The 21,599-nt window shown below is 37.9% G+C and carries 20 protein-coding genes; 13 read left to right on the forward strand and 7 right to left on the reverse strand.

From position 1 onward, the window contains the following. Positions 1 to 203 precede the first annotated feature (203 nt). The 4 genes from BME96_RS01805 to BME96_RS01820 all read left to right on the forward strand — a co-directional run bounded on the left by BME96_RS01805 (position 204) and on the right by BME96_RS01820 (position 3,101). Positions 204 to 1,241, forward strand: a complete 1,038-nt coding sequence (locus BME96_RS01805) for a PTS sugar transporter subunit IIC (RefSeq protein WP_019379110.1) — start codon at positions 204 to 206, stop codon at positions 1,239 to 1,241. A gap of 73 nt (positions 1,242 to 1,314) precedes the next feature. Next, positions 1,315 to 1,767 (forward strand): nucleoside deaminase, encoded by a 453-nt coding sequence (locus tag BME96_RS01810; protein WP_019379111.1) that lies wholly within the window; start codon positions 1,315 to 1,317, stop codon positions 1,765 to 1,767. Positions 1,768 to 1,890: 123 nt separating this feature from the next. Further along, entirely contained in the window at positions 1,891 to 2,343 is a 453-nt protein-coding gene (locus tag BME96_RS01815; protein ID WP_019379112.1) for a DUF2269 domain-containing protein, read from the forward strand. A gap of 221 nt (positions 2,344 to 2,564) precedes the next feature. Further along, on the forward strand, positions 2,565 to 3,101 hold the full coding sequence (locus BME96_RS01820; RefSeq protein ID WP_019379113.1) for an HD domain-containing protein: 537 nt from the start codon (positions 2,565 to 2,567) through the stop codon (positions 3,099 to 3,101). Positions 3,102 to 3,144: 43 nt separating this feature from the next. On the opposite strand, the gene BME96_RS01825 is transcribed toward BME96_RS01820, so the two are convergent. Further along, positions 3,145 to 4,191, reverse strand: coding sequence for a D-alanyl-D-alanine carboxypeptidase family protein (locus tag BME96_RS01825; RefSeq protein WP_019379114.1), 1,047 nt, complete (start codon positions 4,189 to 4,191; stop codon positions 3,145 to 3,147). 172 nt (positions 4,192 to 4,363) lie between these two features. Between BME96_RS01825 and BME96_RS01830 the strand changes: the two genes are divergently transcribed. The 4 genes from BME96_RS01830 (at position 4,364) to BME96_RS01845 (ending at position 8,951) form a co-directional block, all read left to right on the forward strand. After that, positions 4,364 to 5,557, forward strand: a complete 1,194-nt coding sequence (locus BME96_RS01830; RefSeq protein WP_071648129.1) for an MFS transporter — start codon at positions 4,364 to 4,366, stop codon at positions 5,555 to 5,557. Between the two features lie 64 nt (positions 5,558 to 5,621). After that, a complete protein-coding gene (locus BME96_RS01835; RefSeq protein ID WP_071648130.1) occupies positions 5,622 to 7,283 on the forward strand; it encodes a peptide ABC transporter substrate-binding protein in 1,662 nt (553 codons plus the stop codon). Between the two features lie 196 nt (positions 7,284 to 7,479). After that, a complete protein-coding gene (gene mscL, locus BME96_RS01840; RefSeq protein ID WP_019379117.1) occupies positions 7,480 to 7,971 on the forward strand; it encodes a large conductance mechanosensitive channel protein MscL in 492 nt (163 codons plus the stop codon). 74 nt (positions 7,972 to 8,045) lie between these two features. Further along, entirely contained in the window at positions 8,046 to 8,951 is a 906-nt protein-coding gene (locus tag BME96_RS01845) for a nuclease-related domain-containing protein (protein ID WP_071649932.1), read from the forward strand. Positions 8,952 to 9,762: 811 nt separating this feature from the next. Here BME96_RS01845 and pepT read toward each other — a convergent pair. Further along, positions 9,763 to 11,001 (reverse strand): peptidase T, encoded by a 1,239-nt coding sequence (gene pepT / locus BME96_RS01850; RefSeq protein ID WP_040954198.1) that lies wholly within the window; start codon positions 10,999 to 11,001, stop codon positions 9,763 to 9,765. Positions 11,002 to 11,131: 130 nt separating this feature from the next. On the opposite strand from pepT, the gene BME96_RS01855 reads away from it, so the two are divergent. Further along, positions 11,132 to 11,974 carry a sulfurtransferase gene (locus BME96_RS01855; RefSeq protein WP_060681595.1) on the forward strand — a complete coding sequence of 281 codons (843 nt, stop codon included), beginning with the start codon at positions 11,132 to 11,134 and terminating at the stop codon, positions 11,972 to 11,974. After that, positions 11,967 to 12,539 carry a DNA-3-methyladenine glycosylase I gene (locus tag BME96_RS01860; protein WP_197035840.1) on the forward strand — a complete coding sequence of 191 codons (573 nt, stop codon included), beginning with the start codon at positions 11,967 to 11,969 and terminating at the stop codon, positions 12,537 to 12,539. The genes BME96_RS01855 and BME96_RS01860 overlap by 8 nt, the downstream gene beginning before the upstream one ends. Positions 12,540 to 12,591: 52 nt before the next feature. On the opposite strand, the gene bioB is transcribed toward BME96_RS01860, so the two are convergent. The 3 genes from bioB to BME96_RS01875 form a co-directional block, all read right to left on the reverse strand. Next, the gene (bioB, locus tag BME96_RS01865; RefSeq protein WP_071648131.1) at positions 12,592 to 13,581 is read right to left on the reverse strand and encodes a biotin synthase BioB; all 990 of its coding nucleotides are present in this window, start codon (positions 13,579 to 13,581) and stop codon (positions 12,592 to 12,594) included. Positions 13,582 to 13,604: 23 nt separating this feature from the next. Then, positions 13,605 to 14,204, reverse strand: a complete 600-nt coding sequence (locus tag BME96_RS01870; RefSeq protein ID WP_071648132.1) for a biotin transporter BioY — start codon at positions 14,202 to 14,204, stop codon at positions 13,605 to 13,607. 247 nt (positions 14,205 to 14,451) lie between these two features. Next, a complete protein-coding gene (locus tag BME96_RS01875; RefSeq protein WP_071648133.1) occupies positions 14,452 to 16,215 on the reverse strand; it encodes a methyl-accepting chemotaxis protein in 1,764 nt (587 codons plus the stop codon). Positions 16,216 to 16,392: 177 nt separating this feature from the next. On the opposite strand from BME96_RS01875, the gene BME96_RS01880 reads away from it, so the two are divergent. Beyond that, positions 16,393 to 16,905: a GNAT family protein gene (locus BME96_RS01880; protein ID WP_071648134.1), complete on the forward strand. Its 513-nt coding sequence runs from the start codon at positions 16,393 to 16,395 to the stop codon at positions 16,903 to 16,905. An 89-nt stretch (positions 16,906 to 16,994) separates the two neighbouring features. Here BME96_RS01880 and BME96_RS01885 read toward each other — a convergent pair whose 3' ends face one another. Beyond that, complete coding sequence (locus tag BME96_RS01885) at positions 16,995 to 18,446, reverse strand: amidase (RefSeq protein WP_071648135.1); 1,452 nt, start codon at positions 18,444 to 18,446, stop codon at positions 16,995 to 16,997. 252 nt (positions 18,447 to 18,698) lie between these two features. Here BME96_RS01885 and BME96_RS01890 point away from each other — a divergent pair, with 252 nt between their 5' ends. Continuing rightward, complete coding sequence (locus tag BME96_RS01890) at positions 18,699 to 19,523, forward strand: aldo/keto reductase (protein WP_040954203.1); 825 nt, start codon at positions 18,699 to 18,701, stop codon at positions 19,521 to 19,523. A gap of 310 nt (positions 19,524 to 19,833) precedes the next feature. Continuing rightward, a complete protein-coding gene (rsgA, locus tag BME96_RS01895; protein ID WP_071648136.1) occupies positions 19,834 to 20,895 on the forward strand; it encodes a ribosome small subunit-dependent GTPase A in 1,062 nt (353 codons plus the stop codon). A gap of 45 nt (positions 20,896 to 20,940) precedes the next feature. On the opposite strand, the gene BME96_RS01900 is transcribed toward rsgA, so the two are convergent. After that, entirely contained in the window at positions 20,941 to 21,480 is a 540-nt protein-coding gene (locus BME96_RS01900; protein ID WP_071648137.1) for an HD domain-containing protein, read from the reverse strand. Positions 21,481 to 21,599 lie beyond the last annotated feature (119 nt).

Consider the following 21,599-nt stretch of genomic DNA (forward strand, 5'->3'; position numbering starts at 1 on the left):
ATATCTCCGCTCATTATATGCAATCACAAAATTGATAATGATTATCATTTAAATTGTAGCGAATAACTACATGAAAAGCAACAACAACTCTGGTCGAGGAATAAGTAGAAAAGCCTTGCCTTGTTAAAACGATACCGTATAATAGAAAACATGGAATATTTCTTACTTTTATGTGAATAAGTTCACAGGATGGAGGTAAATAATTGAAAGCGTTTTTAAATAGGAAAGGTATTTCTTTATCAGCGAATGAATATATCATTACTGCCTTGAGTTTCATGGCACTTGGGCTTTTTTCCTCCCTAATTATTGGTCTTATCATTAAAACAGCCGGAGAACAAATTGTGGTGAATTTTTCTCCTGAATTAGCATCTGTTTTAATTGAAATGGGAAGTTTTGCTATGGACACAAAGATAATGGGAGGAGCAATAGGGGTAGCGATTGCTTATGGATTGAAGGCACCTCCATTGGTTTTACTTTCTGCTTTATTTGCAGGAGCATTTGGAGCTGAACTTGGTGGTCCTGCCGGCAGCTATGTGTCAGCCTTATTTGCAACTGAATTTGGTAAACTCGTTTATAAGGAAACTAAAGTAGATATTATTATTACTCCTCTAGTGACTATTGTTATTGGCTTTATGGTAGGGACATTTATTGGTCCTCCAATCAATTCATTTATGCTGGGCTTTGGTGAAATTGTTAATTGGTCAACAGAACAGCAGCCATTTATTATGGGTGTTTTGGTAGCGATTTTAATGGGCCTGGCTCTTACGGCACCCATTTCCTCTGCAGCTATTGCTATTATGCTCTCCTTAGATGGTCTAGCAGCCGGTGCAGCGGCGGTAGGTTGTTCAGCACAAATGATAGGGTTTGCTGTTGCAAGCTATCGTGATAATGGCTTTGGAGGGTTTTTAGCTTTGGGTATCGGAACATCGATGCTGCAGGTAGCTAATATTTTAAGGAAACCAATCATTCTTCTTCCGCCAACTATTGCAGGGGCCATATTAGCTCCGTTTGCAACCGTCTGGTTAAAGTTAACAAATAATGCGTCTGGCGCTGGCATGGGAACAAGTGGCTTTGTAGGTCAGATCATGACATTTGAGTCCATGGGGTTTTCTATGAATGTGGTATGGAGCGTAGTAATTCTTCATATAGTAGCACCAGCTATTATTGCTTTTCTTTTTGCTGAACTTCTACGTAAAAAGGGTTGGATTAAGCCTGGAGACATGAAGATTACGTACGAATAACAGTAAGCCGATAGGTTGAGTTCCTCAAGTACTTTTCCTAAAATAGTATTAAGATACTGTGGGAGGTTAAATAATGAATAAATTTATGAGACGAGCTGTTGATTTAGCTGCACAAAATGTAAAAGACGGAGGTCAGCCATTTGGTGCCGTTTTGGTTAAGAATGATATACCGGTAGCGGAAGGCGTAAATGAATTGCACATGAAATATGATGTCAGTGGTCATGCTGAATTGATAGCAATAAGAAGAGCACAAGAGGATTTTGAAACGAATGACCTTTCCGAGTTCACAATGTATGCTAGTGGAGAGCCTTGCCCCATGTGTTTAACGGCAATGCAGTTTGCTGGTATTAAAGATGTGTATTATTGTCAATCGGTAAAGGATGCGGAAGGTGCAGGTTTATCTAAATCAAAAGAGATCTATGAAGATCTTCAAAAACCAAAAGAAGAACGAACGCTACAAATGATACAAATTCCATTACAGGAAAAACAAATAAACCCTATGGAGTTATATAAAGAGAAAAGCTAATAGATTAAATGCCACGAAATTGTTGAAAATAATTGCTGGATAGTGTGATATGTCACAGCCCTCACTCTATTGAAATGATGTATGATATAAGGGAAAAATGAAGAGATAGTGAGGGGCTGTAGCATGACATTCTACGAAATCCTTGTTTTTATTCATATTATATCGGCGATTTTAGGTATGGGGCCTGGGTTTATAATGATTTATGTGGTTACAAAATCATCAACAATGACGGAATTAAGACATGCCTACTTTATCCGAAATAGACTACATATTTTTGTTATGGTCGGAGGGACACTTCTATTAGTTACCGGGATTTGGATGGGGTTACTACATCCTTATTTATTTTCTCAAGGATGGTATGTAGTCAGTCTGATCTTATTTATTATCGCTTTAGGATTTGGCCCCGGGGTGCTCTCGCCGAGATCCAAGCCGATTAAAGCTTTGTTAAAAGAAACAGAAGGAGAAGAAATTCCCGATAGTTACTTCACGCTTTCGAAGAAGTTGTTTTTCTATGAACGTATGGAAAATACAATCTTTTTAATCATTATCGTCCTCATGATTTTAAAGCCATTTTGAGCTACAGTATATGAAGAAATTCATATACTGTTTTTTTATCTAATCCAAGATTTTGCAATGTATGGTGGTGTTTTTAGATATACTCTGAAGTAACTGGGTGGCACTGTAGACTATTATTGATGTAAATGTTTATTTTTCCAAAGAAAAGGCTATAACAGATTGCAAGAATCCTTTATTCATGTTATAGTCTATAAAATTTATTTAAAGAAAGGAGTGCTACAATGAGAAATGTATCATTGGAACAAATTTTCACCCATCCCATTACACAAAAGTATTTAAAAAGATCAGGTATTGCTCATGCAATTGCCGTGGCTGAATATGCATTTGTCTATGCAGAAAAACTTGGCGTCGACCCTGACCTTGCAACGAAAGCGGCACTACTTCATGATGTCGGTCACTATACGTGGTACCGCAACGGGGAATGGGATTATGACCTGTATAAAGAAAATGACATACATGCAATTAAGGGAGCTAGCCGTGCACATAAATTGCTTATCCGCGTTGGGGAGGAACGTCATGCCGCTAAAGAGATTGCAGTAGCTATTTTATTGCATACGGATTCTTATTTGCCGGGAGGAGAACTCAAATTGAACCCTTTGCAAAAAGTCGTGCATATGGCAGATGAAGCAGATGAAGAGGCGGGAGGAAAGCACCACTACAAAGAAATTGAAGACCATAGAGCTCTGGAACGGATTCGTGCGCTTGATCAATTAGTAGAAAAAGAAGAAAAATCTCATACATCAGCACACATTGGCTAACTTTCTAAATGAAAAAACCTGCTCTTAGATGAGCAGATTTCTCCTATTTTCCCTTTACGTATTCTTCTAAAGTAATCCCTTTTGTCATGATCTCTTTTGCAGCTTCTTTACCTACAAAACGCAAATGCCAAGGCTCATACTGGTATTTTGTAATATTTTCCTTCCCTTTCGGATAACGAATGATAAAACCGTATTCAGCTGCATGTTTTTTAATCCATTTTCCTTCATCTGTTTTACCAAATTCTATTGTTAGACCGTAATTTATATCAGGGCTTGTTACATCCATAGTTAAGCCGGTTTGATGCTCACTTTCGCCTGGACGAGCACTGAATTTATTGGCAGCTTCTTCTCCGTGTTCATTGACGTTTGAGGCAAAAATAGAGTCCTGCCGCTCATAGGAACGATAACCTGATTGTGCAAATAAATCTAATCCTGCCTTATCTGCTGCAGCAAACATTTTTTCGAGGGCAGTAGCAGCAACCTGCCTCATTTGTTTTTTAGGTAAATCTTCAGTAAATGGAAAGCGAACCTTAGGTGTTACTAGATCCTTAGGAATGTAATCAGCTGGTAATGCATGTTGCTTATTTACCAGTGCTAATTGATCGTAAGGGTTCTGCAAAACGGTTGCCCCGCCATTAGCTTTTTGTACATCCTTATTTTTTGCAAGAATTTTATAAGCTTTGAAATCACCTTTATCTGTTGTAAGTAGCTTTTGAAGCGTCTTGCTTGTTTCTTTATCATATAAACCTGTGGCTTTTAACTCTTTAAATTGCAATTGAAGGTCCGTCACGGCTAATGTAGTGTCCGTGTTATAGATACCATCTTCCTTTACATCATAACCAATTGATTGAAGGGCAAGTTGCAAACGGCGTACTGGTTCTCCTTTATCCTTCTTCTGTAGTTCTTCAGAAGGGGCTTTTACTTCCTTTTCGTTTTTCTCCGAATCTGTGTTGATATCTGTATTTGCAGGAGAAGATTCTTCTGATGTATTTTCTTGCTGGGCTTCTTTTGATGTTTGCATGCTACAACCTGTAAATAATAGTAGCAATACCATCAAAATGGTAATAACCCTGCCTTTTCTTTTAAGCATGATGTTTACTCTCCTTGGATAATGTTAAATTTTTTCTTCTGATTGACATCATTTATTTTCTCATATGTCGGGGTAGAACGGCAACAAATAAATGAGTGGAAATGGCAAACTAACAGCTGCACAATAGGCAACTGCTCTTCATATCTATAATAAGAAGGGTGGGGGAAGTATAATGGCTGGAGAAGTCGCTTCTATAAAAAAGAAGGATAAATTGGTTACTTCAATACTCTTTTGGTGTGCGCTAATTGTCGTGTCCAGTGTATATACAACCACTCCATTAATTGATGTATTTTCAGATTACTTTTCAACAACCCGCACACATGCAGCCTGGACCAGCAGTTCATTTTCATTGTTTTATGCCATTGGATTTTTATTCTTTGGGCCCTTATCTGACAGATTTGGCCGGAAAAATATTATACTAACCGGGTTACTTGCGCTTGGGATCCTTACACCTCTGATTGGAATGACAGATCAATTGGAATGGGTTGTTGCACTTCGAGGAATACAGGGATTCTTTGCCGCAACCTTTGCACCAACCGCTTTAGCATATGCTTTTGAAATGTTTCCAAAACAAAAATTAGTGACGGTTATTGGCTTTTTGAGTTTTGGTTATGTAACAGCTGGAATCTTTGGTCAGGTGCTTGCCGGCGGGATAAGTAACTACTTGGGTTGGCAATCTGTATTTGTGGTTTTTGGGTTATTTTATCTCATTACATTTGCTGTGGTACTACTATTTTTACCCCGTGATTATAAGCGATTCAAATACAGTGGTTTAAAAAGATATCTATATCAAATTACTACACTTTTTAAATATAGAAATCTTGTGCTCTGCTACCTTATTACAATCACATTGCTGCTTACATTTGTAGGAATGTATACAGTTTTGGGGAATTATTTAGGAAACGAGCCATTCCAGTTAACAGAAACAGAAATCTTATATATCAGAGCATTTGGTTTCATTGGAATGTTGCTTTCTCCATTAGCAGGGCGGCTTGTAAATACATTCGGACTAATAGCTATGTTAAAGTTTGGTTTATCATTATCATCAATCTGTTTAGTATTAATGGGGCTATCTTCCAGCCTTCTTCTTATTATTATAACAAGCATATTGTTTGTTGGTGGTATCTCTTTACTCTTTCCGGTCATTATGCTTCTAATAGGAGAGTTTGGAGGAGAGCAAAGGGCGTTGGCTTCCTCTTTATATGCTTTTATCCTATTCATCGGAGCGACTGCCGGTCCACTTATTGCTGTTATTCTAATGAGCCTAGGTAATTATATGATTACTTTTACTGTGCTTTCTTTTCTTCTGGCTATTGGCATACCCGCTTCGTTTTTTATTAAATATGAAAATGCCTCCTATTCCTAGTTGTCTTTTATTGTAGAATAGTCTTATAATAGGACTTGTTGATTAAAACATAGGGGGTAGAGAAATGCAGTGGAATAAGGGGTTTTTACTATTTGTCCTTGGTCTCATTTTATTCATGACAGCGTGTGGTGATACAGAGGATAAACAAGAAAAAGAAAGCAGTTCCTCTAACAAGGATGAGAAAGTTGTTAAAATAAGTGCTCCAGGTGAAATACCAGGAATTGATCCGGTAATGGCCGATAATGATTTCAGTTTTAATGTTATTAATCAGATAAATGAAGGCTTGTACCGATTAGACAAGGAAGGGAAACCACAGTTGGCTATCGCTGCAAAGGAGCCGGAAGTAAGTGAAGATAAAAAAGTTTATACATTTAAATTACGTGAGGATGCGCTATGGTCAGATGGGTCGCCGGTAACCGCCCATGACTTTGAATACGCCTGGAAGAAGGTAGTGGATCCAAAAACCGGAGCAGCATATGGCCCACAGTTGGAAGAGATCGTGTTAAATGCAACAGAGATATTAAAAGGCGATAAACCCGTCGATGATCTTGGTATTGAAGCTTTGGATGATCATACACTGAAAGTAACTTTGGAAAATGGTGTACCGTTTTTTAAAGAACTACTCACGACGGCAACCTTTTTCCCTCAGCCTCAAGAATATATTGAGGAGCAGGGAGAGAAGTATGCAACAGACAGTGACCATGCCCTCTACAACGGACCTTTTGTGTTAGATGATTGGACAGGCACTGGAATGTCTTGGGTGTATAAAAAGAATGAAAAGTACTGGGATAAAGAAGCTGTTAATGTTGACCGTATTGAAGTAAATGTTGTTAAGGATGCAGAAACGGCTGTCAATCTTTATCAAAATGAACAGCTGGATCGTGTTAACTTAACAAGCGATAATGTGGAGCATTTTCAGGGAGAAGATGAATTCCATACGTTTTTAACTGGATCTACCAGCTATATTAAAATGAATCAGGGTAAGGATGGCGAAACAACTGATTTAGCTAACCTTCATATTCGTAAGGCAATGAACATGGCAATTAATAAAGAGGTTATTGTTGAAGAACTTTTAGGTAATGGCTCTGTGGTAGCACATGGGAATGTCCCGAAGGGCTTGGCTGAAGACCCAGTAACAGGTGAAGACTTTAGAGAGCAAAATGGCGATCTTGTAGAATACAATGTAGAGAAGGCAAAGGAACATTGGAAAAAGGGATTAGAAGAGCTGGGGAAAGAGAAATTAGAATTTACATTAACGAGCTCTGATTCCGACTTTGCGAAAAGTCTATCGGAAAACTTGAAATATCAGTTGGAGAATACATTGTCAGGATTAACAGTCAATCTGCGCCCACTAACTCCTAAGGCAAGCATTGCTGCGAACGTGGGTCAGGATTATGAAATGATTATTACAGGTTGGGGTGGAGACTATCAGGATCCGCTTACGTATTTAAATTTATTTATTACAAATAGCCCTGGAAACCATACAGGTTATTCTGATGAAACATATGATAAATTGGTGCTAGGCTCTAAATCAGAATTAGCAACAAAGCCAAAGGAACGCTGGGATGCGCTTTTGAAGGCAGAACAATTATTAATTGAAGAAAGTGCCGTACTAATTCCGCTATATCAAAATGGCACTGCATATTTGCAAAACGATAAAGTGAAGGATTTTATTACTTATCAAGTCAGTGCTGATAATTATAAATGGATGGATATTGAAGAATAGTACGATGGGATCACCTCTTTCAAAAAAAGAAAGAGGTGATTTTTTTTGTTGCATGAGCCGAGTTTATGGTTTTCAAGTTTCCGTTGTTTTTTGATCAAGTTCCCATTTAAAGGTGGTAGATATTTATCTGAGAAAATAGAAAGGTATTACACATAATTTCAATGTCCATTCATAGAATAGTATAGGAGGGACAGGCATGGGATTATTTAAAGAGTTTCGACAATTTACAATGAGGGGCAGTGCCATAGATATGGGAGTCGGGATGGTGTTGGGAGCAGCGTTTAGTGGGTTTATCGATTCGCTTGTTACTGATATTCTGCTACCACCTATTGGATTGCTATATTCAAAGATGAACTTTGAGAATTTGTATGTCAGTCTGGATGGAAGCAGCTATCCATCCTTGTTAGCAGCAAAGGAAGCTGGTGCTGTTACGATTAACTATGGATTATTTATTACAGCTGTTGTGCGATTTATTATTATTTTATTTGCTGTGTTTGTTGTCATCAGACAAATTAATCGTTGGAAAAAACCACATCAGCATCCGATAGACTCTATGATGAAGAAAGAATGTCCGTACTGTTGTATGCCAATCCCTATAAAGGCTTCTATTTGCCCAAATTGCTCTTCTACATTAGAAAAGGAGCCGGAAAGGCGGAAAAGTAAACCGCCACGGTGGAGAGTGAAATAGTTGATAGTCTGGTAAGTTGGCAGTTTCCTTCTTGTTCCATTATAATAGATGGAAATAAAGAAAGGATGTGGAAAATGGTATATAAGATCAGGTCTGTGCCTGCTGAGTTATGTATATGGAACTCCTTGCTTAAAAGAATGAAGCTCCATCCGAATGATAAACAATATTATTCAAATTTAACAAGAGGGTATGAGGGGGAAGTGCAATTTGATGCCTTAACTGAAAAATTGAATTGTGATTGTTATTTACTTCAAGACCTCTTACTTCAAACTAATAATACCACTTTTCAAATAGATTCTTTACTCATAACGGGTAATCAACTATATATCTTTGAAGTAAAGAATTATGAAGATGACTATTATTATGAACATGAGAAATTCTTTAAGAAGCCTCAGTATGAAATTAGTAACCCACTTCACCAGATAGGGAGGAGTGAATCATTACTCCGACAGCTACTCTTCAAACATGGAATCAGCCTTCAAATTAAAGCCTTCGTTGTTTTTATTAACCCCGAGTTCACCTTGTATCAAGTACCTCAAGATAACAGAATTATTCTTCCCACTCAACTTAACCGTCTCATTAAACAATTAAATGCATCCTCCTCCAAACTAACCAAGCAGCATAAGAACCTTGCTAATAAGTTAGTTTCCCTTCACTTAGAAGAATCTCCTTTTTCACAGTTGCCATCCTACACTTATGAAACGTTGAGAAAAGGAATGATCTGCTGTAAGTGTAGTTCATTTACACTACATGTAGAAGGTAAAGAGGTCGTCTGTATCACCTGCCAACAGCGTGAAGCAATTATTACATCTGTTCTGCGTAGTGTTGAAGAGTTTCGTCTTCTGTTTCCAGAATGCAAAATAACAACACGTCTTATTCACGAGTGGTGTGGTGTAATAGAATCTAAAAAAAGAATCAGTAGGATACTGGATAAGCATTTCGTGAAAGTAGGAGTGAAGCGTTGGGTTTATTATAAATAAAATAAACATATTTGCTGAAAGATGGACTTGTATTTCTTACAGAGAGGTTCTAATGGACAAAAGTCGCACAAGAAGCGAAGAAACTGTCTAATAGGATCACTCTAATGGACAAAAGCCGCCCAAGAAGCGAGGAAACTGTCTAATAGAGAGGCTCTAATGGACAAAAGCCGCCCAAGAAGCGTGGAAACTGTCTAATAGAGCCGCTCTAATGGACAAAAGCCCCCCAAGAAGCGAGGAAACTGTCTAATAGAACCGCTCTAATGGACAAAATCCCCTCAAGAAGTAAGAGACTGTCTAATAGAGCCGCTCTAATGGACAAAAGCAGCCCAAGAAGCGTGGAAACTGTCTAATAGAGCCGCTCTAATGGACAAAGGCACCTCAAGAAGCGAGGGAACTGTCTAATAGAACCGCTCTAATGGACAAAAGCAGCCTAAGAAGTGAGGAAACTGTCTAATAGAGCCGCTCTAATGGACAAAAGCCCCCCAAGAAGCGAGGAAACTGTCTAATAGAACCGCTCTAATGGACAAAATCCCCTCAAGAAGTAAGAGACTGTCTAATAGAGCCGCTCTAATGGACAAAAGCAGCCCAAGAAGCGTGGAAACTGTCTAATAGAGCCGCTCTAATGGACAAAGGCACCTCAAGAAGCGAGGGAACTGTCTAATAGAACCGCTCTAATGGACAAAAGCAGCCTAAGAAGTGAGGAAACTGTCTAATAGAGCCGCTCTAATGGACAAAAACACCTTACGAAGAGACGCTTTTATAAAATACAGAACCTGTCATTCAGGCGAAATGCGTGATTTTTTCCACTGTGTTATTGGTCGCTTTGCTTTGCAAAGAGTTCACAGATTTCAACGATGACCTGAGTTGCTTTTTCCATATTATCAACGGAGACGTACTCATATTTGCCATGGAAGTTTTCTCCTCCGGTAAAGATATTTGGCGTAGGTAATCCCATGTAAGATAACTGTGATCCATCCGTTCCTCCGCGGATAGGCTGTACGATAGGTTTAATATTAAGATTCTCCATAGCCTGATAGGCGATGTCCACGACTTCTTTCACCGGTTCAATCTTCTCGCGCATATTATAATATTCATCTGTTATTTTTAATTCAACTTGCACAGCTTTATACTCTTTTCTAATCTGATCTACTAACTTTTCAACCATAGACTTTCTTTCAGCAAATTTATCTCTATCAAAATCTCTTATAATGTAATTTACTTCTGCTCTTTCAACATCACCTTCCATAGAAATCAGATGGTAGAATCCTTCCAGTTGTTCCGTATGCTCTGGCGTTTCTTGTTCGGGGAATTTATTAATAAATGCTGCAGCTATTCTTGCAGCGTTTACCAGCTTATTTTTCGCCGTGCCAGGATGAACGCTGTTCCCGGTAAAAGTAATGCGTGCGTCCGCGGCATTAAAGCTTTCATATTGCAATTCACCTAGTGGTCCCCCATCCACCGTATAAGCATATTCAGCATTAAAACGGTCGACATCAAATTTATGTGGTCCACGGCCTATTTCCTCATCCGGTGTAAAAGCAATCCGAATTTCCCCATGCTGAATTTCCGGATGATTAATTAAATAAGCCATCGCTGTCATAATTTCCGTAATCCCTGCTTTATTGTCTGCTCCAAGCAATGTAGTGCCGTCTGTGGTAATTAATGTGTGTCCCTTGTATGCAGATAGTTCAGGGAATTTCTCCGTTGATAAAGTAATGTTTAATTCTTCATTAAGAGTAATATCTTTACCATTATAATTCTCAATAAGTTGAGGATTTACATTTCTGCCAGTAAAGTCAGTGGCTGTGTCCATGTGGGCAAGAAATCCGATGGTGGGGATATCCTTATCTGTATTGGCTGGCAATGTTGCCATGACATAAGCATGCTCATCGACAGAGACATCTTCCATGCCGATTTCTTTTAATTCGTTAACAAGTAAATCAGCTAATATAAATTGCCCATCTGTTGATGGTGTAGCTTCATTTTGTTCATTCGATTGTGTATCAATTTTTACGTATGTAGTAAAACGTTCCACTAATTCTTGTTTCATCTCCATTCATCTCCTGTTCATATTAGTTGAATATTAGTATAATTATACAGTAAATAGAAAGTTATACGAAAATAATTCATCAAGTGTAAAAGCACAGAAAAGTAACAACCATTATTATTGGAGGGATAACATGTCATATTTAATCAGTGTCAACAGATTAAAGAGTCGCTTGGAAAATAATCAGGATAATACGGTGCTTGTTGATGTGAGGTTCCAGTTAGGTGATCCCCAGGCTGGTAGGAAGGCTTATTTAGAAGAACATATTCCGGGAGCAGTTTATATGGACTTGGAAAAAGATTTATCAGGAAAAAAGGAGAAACACGGGGGTAGTCATCCGCTTCCTGATATTGATATGTTGGCCGCAAAGATTAGTAATATTGGAATCGATCATGATACAACAGTTGTAGTTTATGACAAGGAAAATGATATGTTCGCCGCACGGTTCTGGTGGCTTCTCCATTATATGGGGCACAAAAAGGTTTATGTACTTGAAGGTGGATATGATTGTTGGAAAAAAGAGGGGAATGAAACAACTTCAGAAATTCCACAGCTACAAAAAAAGCATTTTTTTCCTTCCGTACGTGAAGATGAGAAAGTAAATATAGAAACGGTAAAACAGAAATTAACAAATGAAAACACGATAGTAATCGACTCAAGAGCGAAGGAACGTTATTTAGGTAAGACTGAGCCTATGTATGCAAAGGCTGGTCATATCCCAGGAGCTAAGAATTTCTTTTGGAAAGAACTGATAAAAGACAATCAAACCTGGAAGAAAGGGGAGGAGCTGGCAGAGCATTTCAAATCCCTTCCTAAAAATAAAGAAATTATTGTATCATGTGGTTCCGGTGTGTCAGCATGCCCAAATATTTTAGCATTAAAGTCAGCAGGCTACAGCAATGTAAAACTGTATCCGGGAAGCTTTAGTGACTGGATTTCTTATGAAGAAAATCCTGTGGAGACGAAGGATGAGTAAAATGACAATGAATAGATGTAAATGGGTGACAGAGGACCCTTTATATATTCGATATCATGATGAAGAGTGGGGAAGGCCCACACATGATGAACGAGAATTATTTGAGATGCTTTGTTTAGAAGGGGCCCAAGCTGGTTTAAGCTGGATTACTATCTTGCGCCGAAGGGAAAATTACCGGCAAGCTTTTGCTTGTTTTGATCCAGAAGAGGTAAGTCGATTTTCGGAAGAGAAGGTAGAAAGACTGCTGCAAAATAAAGGAATTATACGCAACAAACTTAAAGTGCGAGCTTTTATTGAGAATGCAAAAGCCTTTTTAGAGGTACAGAGGGAGTTCGGCAGTTTTGATAAATATATATGGAGCTTCGTTGGGGGAGAGCCAATAAAAAATAATTGGCAAAAGCATGAAGATGTGCCTGCTTATACAGAAGAATCAGAACGAATGAGCAAGGATCTAAAGAAAAGAGGTTTTAAATTCGTTGGTCCGACAATCTGCTATGCATTTATGCAGGCAACGGGTATGGTAAATGACCATACTGTAGATTGTTTTCTATATCAAAAGGAATAGCAGCTTCACCCGAAGCGGCTATTCCTTTACCAAAATAGATAATTATTCTTCGCTAGATGGGCATTTCACTTGTCTCATAATCTACTTCAAAACCTAGATCTTTTAACATTTGATGGTCCTTGGTTCCTTCCTGTCCATCTGTAGTTAAGTAGTCTCCAATGAATATCGAATTGGCAGCGAATAAACCAAAAGGCTGAAGGCTCCGAAGGTTTACTTCTCGGCCGCCGGAGATGCGGATTTCTTTAGTTGGGTTAATAAAACGAAATAATGCAAGAACCTTTAAGCAATATAATGGAGTAAGTTCATCTGTCCCCTCTAAAGCTGTTCCATCGATCGCATGAAGAAAATTAACCGGGATGGAATCGGCATCTAACTCTCTTAAAGCGTTTGCCATCTGAATTACATCTAACTTACTTTCTTTCATACCGACAATAACACCTGAGCATGGGGAGATCCCAACGCGTTTTGCCTCATTGACTGTATTCACTCTGTCTTGATATGTGTGGCTGGTAGTTATTTGTTCGTGATGGTTTTCGGATGTATTAATGTTATGGTTGTAACGGTCTACACCAGCATCTTTTAATTGCTCGGCTTGTCCAGGCTTTAAGATTCCCAAACATGCACAGACCGTCAAATTATACTTGTTTTTAATTTCTAGTACTGCGCTAGTCACTTCATTTAGCTCTCTTGTAGTAGGCCCTCGTCCGCTTGCCACAATACAATATGTCCCTGAGTTTAATTTATGCGCTCTTTCTGCTCCTTCAATGATGGAATCTTTGTCCATCATTCGATACTTTTGGATAGGAGCACTAGAATCTCTCGACTGAGAGCAGTAACCACAGTTCTCCGAGCAGAAACCTGATTTTGTATTAATGATCATATTAAGCTTTACTTTATTTCCGTAATAATGATGTCTAATCGTATAAGCAGCATTCAATAGTGCTAATATTTCTATGTCAGGACAATTCAATATGTTCATTGCTTCTTGTTCGGTAATTTTTTTCCCCGCCAGCACTGAGCTCGCTAATTCATCCCAATCCAATTTAATCCCTCCTGTATGTACTGTTAGACAATTCTTCTATTACTTATAAACTTATTACTTGTAATCCCATGTTTACTTAAGCGAAAGGCGAACATTCCGGCTAGAATAGAGAGAATTATATCCTTTGGCAAAGGCGCAATCATCCACATCCATACCATTGAGTAGGTAAGGTCAGCCGGTGCTTCAAACCAAAACAGGTAAGCTGCATACATCCAATTGGTACCCAAAATATAATTAATTGTCATACCAATCAAACCAGCTACGATGTACATTTTATAAGAGCGTTTTTGCTCAATAATTTTGCCGGCAATGTAAGCAACTAAAATGAACGATATAATAAATCCGAAGGTAGGTGATAGAATAGTTGAAATTCCTCCTTTAAAATGGGCGAAAACAGGTGCGCCTGCTAATCCGAGGACCATGTATACAAGCATGGAAAATGCCCCCAGTCTGCTACCTAAAACTAAGCCTGCCAAAACTGCAAAAAATGTTTGGAGTGTGATAGGTACTCCGCCAACAACAAGAAATGGAGCAATGGATGTTATGTTTGCTCCGATAGCTGTTAAAGCTACAAATAAAGCCCCAAAAGTTAAGTTCAATGATGTCCATTTGGTATTATTCATTCCAGTTCCCACCTTTATTGTTAACCTATTTTATTTATGGTTTACAATAAATATATCATATGCCAAAAAGGTTTGTACATTTTTTTTATAATGTTAGTCGTGATTGTAATCTATGCTTTTAGCACAAACAAATAAATAAGGATAGAAAAAAAGTCGAACATGTTCGACTTATAGGTTTATTAATTCGAATAATGCTCGACCTTTTATGAAATAACGTAATTTAATTGGATGTACTAGATTACTGCTTTTACAATTTAAATGTTTTTATTTGTTCATTTAACTGATTTGCCAGTTCTGCCAATTCATCTGCACTGTGAGATACTTCCTCCATGGAACTGGACGTTTGCTGTGCTGAAGCGGCAGCTTGTTCTACTCCGGCAGCTGATTCCTCTGATACAGATGCAATCTCTTCTATTAAATTATTCATATCTGAGCTATTGTTGGCGATTTCTTTTAAGTTGTTAGAAATTAAATTTATTTTATTTGCCATATTGGAAACAGAAGAATTAATATCTTCAAAGCTTTCCCCAGTTTTTTTAATTTGACTGGTTCCTTCCTTTACTTCTGCATAGCCTTTATTTAATGATTCGACTACTACATCTGTTTCTGATTGGATATTTTGAACAATAGCAGTAATTTCGCTAACTGAAGAAGTGACTTGTTCTGAAAGCTTCCTTACTTCATCAGCAACTACAGCAAACCCTCTACCATGTTCTCCAGCCCGTGCTGCTTCAATGGCAGCATTTAATGAAAGTAGATTTGTTTGGTCAGCAATGCTTTTAATAACGAGTACAAGTTTAGAAATTTCATTTGATTGTTTATCCAATCCTTGCACTTTTTGGACTGCATCAGATACAATGCGATCAATTTGCTTCATTTGGCTGACAGACTGATGCATGAGAGTTGTTCCTTTATTAGTTAGCTCCAGAACGTTTGTTGAGCTCAATGCGATCTCTTGCCCGCCCTTCTCAGAATGGAGGACTTTTTGAACAAAGCCATGCATGCTTCCAGAAAGTTCTGAGGCACTATTTGCTTGTGTTTCTGCTCCGTTAGAGAGCTCTTCCATCGTTATAGCAACCTGTTCATTGCCGTGTTTAACTTCATTAGCAGCATGAGTTAGTGAACTGCTTTTTGAAAGTACATCCTCTGCTGCACTATTAACGTTAAGCAAAATACTGCTTATATTATCTTTCATATGATTTACTGCTTCCGCCAGTTTTCCAATTTCATCTCTTCCTTGATAGTTAACTGATGGTACGCGAAGATTACCTTTTGCTACCTCAAATGTTGTATTTACAACTCTATGTAAGTTACCTGAAATTCTCCTGCTGATAATGATAACTAAAATAGTACCTATAATAATGGCTGCAAGGTTAGATAGGGCCAATATAGCAATACTGCTATTCATTCGTTCATTAGCTGATTGTACTGATTGAACCTGTTCCTCTTTAACGATTTGCATCAAATTGTTTACATCTTCAATTGTTTGTGTTCGTAATTTAGTAGAATAGGCTCTTAGAGAATTTGCCATTGTTTCCTGTCCACTTTGTACAGACGCAACCATTTCATTATAAAAACTCTCGTTCATGCTCTGGTCATTTTCCACAATCCCATTAAGCAACTGCGTTTGTTTCTCTGTTTTCATAGTTGGCTTCAGATCATCTATCAGACTATTAAACCTTTCCTCGTATTCTTTATATGTATTTACATATTTGTAGTCTTCCGTGAGAAGATAATCTGCAATTTGCACATCTTTTCCTTGAATAATGGATGCTAATTGAGCCATTTCATTAACACGGCTGCTCTGATTATTTATTGCTTTCATATCTTTCTGTCCCTGGTTTAATTGTAAATATACTATGACTCCCGCAGTAATAAACAGACAGGCGATAAGAACAAAAATAATACCATATTTATAGCCTATCCTGATATTCTGCCATTTGAAAAGAGTTTCTCTTCTCTTTGGTCGACCCTTTTGTCTAACTGGCTTGTTCTTTCCTTTTTTCTTCATAATTATCCCCCGTTAATAGATCTTTTTATTTATTATCGGTCATTATTGTCTAAGTATTAAGTACTATTTATAATTTTTAGAAATAGAATTTTCAAACACTTGCATGATGGTTGGTGTTTCTTGTAGAATAGCAAACTGTATGCGAAAAAATAGTTATATGTAGTTAGGTGATTATATATGGTTTATACTGCTTTTTTAGAAAAGGAAAAGAATAAAGAGGAATTAAAGGAAGAGTTGGATACATTGGAAATCCAGCTGTTTCGAATGCAAAATAATATAAAAGAAATTGCTAAAAAGTCAGAAGTGATTAGTATCGATCAAGCATGTGATGAACAATGGGTTGTCATTTATGCAGATAGAGACGAAGAAGTGTGTCAGCTTATGCTTCATGACTGCACCAAGCCATTTCGAGGGAAATGGGATTCAGCAATTCAAGTGGAATACAGAGAAGGTAGTACGCTTCATATAGCGGATATTAAGGGAGAAGAAAATAAGGGCTATGGTTCTGTTTTAATGCATCATTTGAAAGAAGTTGCTCGGGAAGATAATTTCCAATATATAACCGGTGATATTGTGGAGAGGGATTTTGATCATGTCGATCGTTTAAAGCATTTTTACAGTAAACATCATTTCGATGTGAAAATTGACCATCAGGAGCAATGTGGAGAAATTATCTGGAATGATAGGTAAATATTAAAAAATGGAATAGGCTTGCCACTTTTTATAAAATAGCCAGCCTATCATGAGAAGGTAAATATTTTTTTTTGAATGTTCTCCGTCTACTCTGCTTCCAGGTGTGGAGTTCTTCGGTGAAGTGTAGCTTGTTCATAGGCATAAGCAAGTTGAATTAAATTTGCTTCACTAAAAGCCGTACCTGTAAATGTAATACCAGAAGGCATCCCTTTTGTTGTGTAACCAGCCGGAACCGTAATAGAAGGGTATCCTGCCTTTGCAGCGATTTGGCAACCATCTGTATTCATAAATAATAATGCATCCAGTTGGTTACTTTCCAGCACTTTATCTATCCCTTCTTTTTGAGATAGTCGGATATCATTTATTCTGTGCTGTAAATACTCTTTTTCTGTCATTAAACCACTTTTCATATCAGCTTCAAGCAAGACAGTTTGCCCATACTTTAAAGCTTCTTTTTTATGAACTTGATTATAGTGGATGATATCTGTAAGAGAGCTTACTGAGGAGACGGATGAACTTCTTGCTAAATAAGCATTAACTCCATTCTTAAACTCGTGAAACATTACTGTAGATTCCGGCAGCTCCAGAGGTAATTCTTCCACTTCAATAATAATTGCTCCTAAATCCTTCATGACATGAATGGCATGCTGACATAATTGCTTTTCTTCCTTATCCATTTTATTGAAATAGTTGATTGGCAACCCAATCCTTTTATTTGCCAAACCATCCAAATTTAAGAAGGAAGTATAATTAGTAGTTTGTCCTTCCGCCATCCCTGTAGAAGGATCAGCCGCATCTGTTCCCATGATAGCACCAAGCAGTAATGCGGCATCCTCCACTGTACGAGTCATAGGGCCCGCAGTATCCTGGCTATTAGAGATAGGAATAATACCAGTTCTGCTAATAAGGCCTACCGTAGGCTTAATACCAACAATGGAATTCAGGCTCGCAGGACTAAGTATCGAGCCACTAGTCTCTGTACCAATAGCACCTAATGCAAAATTAGCAGCAATAGCAGCCCCTGAGCCTGAACTGGATCCACCTACATCGATTTTACCTGGTCCATAAGGATTTAATACTTGGCCACCATGTGAACTATATCCATTCGGCATATCTTCAGTCATAAAATTAGCCCATTCTGTAAGATTGGTTTTTCCTAGAATTACAACGCCTGCCTCCCGAAGCTTCTTTACCAAAAAGGCATCCTCTTTCGCGTAATGATTAGATAATGCAATGGAACCAGCAGTAGTATGCATTTTATCGCCTGTGTCGATATTATCTTTAAGTAAGATCGGGATTCCATGTAGCGGACTCCTGACTCCTTTTTGTTTTCGCTCCATATCGAGTGCTTCAGCAATGTGCAATGCCTCAGGGTTAATTTCCAAAACGGCATTAATATTTGGTCCTGCATGATTAAAATTTGCTATTTGTTCCATGTAAAGCAGGGTAAGTTCTTTTGAAGTTAAGCTCTCTTGTTGTATAGCATATTGGATTTCAGTTATTGTGGATTCCAAAATGTTAAAAGTTGGTTTAGACATAATCTTCCTCCTGTTAAGTTACTTGATTTCATTATAACTTGATCCTATGGAAAAGTCTGTCTTACAATATAGAAAAATGAAAATATTGGTCACTTAGAGGTCTCGAAAAAATAGAGCAAATTTATCAGACGAATAATCTTAAATAAGCAGAATAGATAGGAGAGTTCTCATCTAGTAAAGCCTGTTAGTAAACATTCTCTTTTGGGTATGGTAAACTATAATTCAAATTAGATGTGGAAAGGGAGCTTGATCATGGAATATATCACATTAAATAATAATCTGCAGATGCCGCAACTTGGTTTTGGAGTCTGGCAGGTACCAAATGATGAGGTAACAAAAGCAGTTGAAAAAGCAATTGAGGTTGGTTATCGTTCCATTGATACAGCGAAAGTATATGAGAATGAAGAAGGTGTAGGAAAAGCGCTGGCCAATTCAAATGTGGCTCGTGAAGATCTTTTCATTACTACAAAGGTTTGGAATAGTGATCAAGGATATGAAAAAACACTCCAAGCATTTGATGCAAGCCTTGAAAGGTTAGGGATTGACTATGTTGATTTGTACCTTATTCATTGGCCAACACCTGAATTTGATGATTATGTAGAAACTTATAAAGCATTGGAAAAAATATATAATGATGGTCGCGCAAAAGCCATCGGAGTATGTAATTTTAATATCGAACACTTACAACGATTATTGGATGAGTGTGAGGTAACACCAGCAGTTAACCAAGTGGAATGTCATCCATATCTTCAGCAACCAGAGTTAAAAGAATTTTGTGCGAAGCATAATATCTACTTGGAAGCATGGAGCCCGCTAATGCAAGGGGGAGAAGTGTTAGAAAATGCTACTGTAAAACAGATTGCAGAGAAGCATAAGAAAACAGCTGCACAGGTAATTATTCGCTGGCATTTACAGTATGAAAACATTGTTATCCCTAAATCAGTGACTCCATCACGAATTGAAGAAAATTTTAATGTATTCGACTTTGAGTTAAGTACAGAGGAAATGAATAAATTGAAAGAATTAAACCGTAACGAGCGCAAAGGCCCGGAACCAAGTGAAATGAACGTACGGTAATTAAAATAATCATTACAGTAAAGTGTATTTTTAAAGAAACAGTCCGATTGACGGACTGTTTCTTTTTGTATAATCACAAATAAGTTTCTGAAACGAATACGCAAGAATTAGGTTTTAAGATAAAAATAATTATCTAAAAATTATGGTTAATTACGCGTATTTATAGTAAACTAAGATAAGTTTAGTTCAACCATTTGAAAGGAGTGATGTTTTATGATTTTACATGTATGCATAATTCACGGCAAAACATCGGATATAATGGAGGAACTGTCGGAACGATAGGTTTTCCTCCAATGAAGGAGGAAAAAGTTTGAGCAAACTGAATAAGATAGGTTGGGAGTTTTCTTCTCATGATGTTGATGAGGAAAGAATTGCCCGCGTAGTTACCGTGCAGAAGAATAGGTATCGGGTCACTGATGGAGAAAATGACTTCTTGGCTCATGTTAGTGGGAAGTTTCGAATGAATGCAAGTCAATCATTGGATTTCCCGTCTGTAGGTGACTGGGTTATTGTTGATAAATTACCGCAGGAACAGAAAGCAGTCATTCTGGAAATTCTTCCAAGGAAAAGTCAATTTATTCGTCAAGCAGCTGGAGGCAAAACGGAGGCTCAAGTCGTCGGAGCAAATATAGATACTGTATTTATTGTGAATTCGTTGAATCAAGACCTTAATTTACGACGTATGGAGCGATATATTTTGTCTGCATATGATAGTGGAGCATCTCCAGTGATAATCTTAACGAAGAAAGATGAATGTACAGAAGAAGAGATCAGAGAGAACGTAGCGGTAGTGGAAGGAATAGCTTTTGGCATTCCAATCCTTACTATAAGCAGTTTAACTGGTGACGGGATATCTGAACTTCTCGACAACTACCTTCCATCAGGCAAAACTGGAGCATTGCTTGGTTCATCTGGAGTTGGGAAATCTACGTTAGTAAACAAGTTAATGAATGCTGAAGTGCAAGAGACAAAATCGATTCGGGAAGCAGATAGTAAAGGTCGGCATACAACAACTCACAGAGAGATATTTTTCTTACCTAACGGCGCCTTGCTCATTGATACGCCAGGTATGAGAGAACTGCAGCTTTGGGAAGGAGAAGCGGTTTTGGATACTGCTTTTCAAGATATTGAAACTTTGGAAGAAGAATGTCGTTTTGCGGATTGCAGTCATCGTACCGAGCCGGGCTGCCGGATAAAAGAAGCATTGGATTCGGGGGAGTTGTCAACAGAACGCTTCGAGAGCTATAGAAAATTGCAGCGTGAACTAGCATACGAAAAAAGAAAGCAGAATAAAAAGTCGATGCTCGATGAGAAACATCGTTGGAAGCAAATAAGTAAAGAGCAACGCCATAAATATAAGAATATGAGGTAAACGACATCCCTTCCAGAGAGGAAGGGATGTCGTTTCTTTTTCTGATCAATCAAATACTCGCTTTACAGCTTGTTCATATTCATTAAAATATGCAGGTGTTTCTTCTTCGTTTAAACCATGATACATTGCCGCAACTATGGAAGAGTTATACCATTTTTGGTCTTCTCTCCCTGCATTAAAGTTCTCCCAAACTTTATTTCCCATTACTTCCATATCCTCTTCTAAACCAAGAATATTATCAAGCTTGTCAGCAATAATTAAACATTTTATCTCTCTATCTGCATGCAGGACCGTATTTATCGTATGCTGCTTACGTTCCTTCCAAGACTTGGACTTATCCTCCGTATGTGCTGCAACAAATTGAGCAACCTGGGGTCCGAATTCCCTTTCAATATCCTCAATTACATAAGGGGTGTCCTCTACTACATCATGCAAATAAGCAGCACTAACCAGCTCATCACTAAATCCTGCCTTTTCTAATCGTTCAGCTACTCGTATTGGATGGGTAACATATGCAGCTTTTGAGTTTTTCCGTACTTGTCCTTCATGTGCTTTTATAGCAAAAGCCTTCGCACGCTCTTTCATAGTTTCCCTCCTTTAATTATTGGTGGATTTATCAGCTATTTTAAGTCATATTATATTAATTTGACAGTAAAAAAATATGTTTCCAGATGCTTCTTCTATTAAGGGATGGTAATCTATCT

It is taken from the genome of Virgibacillus halodenitrificans, assembly GCF_001878675.1.
GTDB lineage: Bacteria > Bacillota > Bacilli > Bacillales > Amphibacillaceae > Virgibacillus_Q > Virgibacillus_Q halodenitrificans.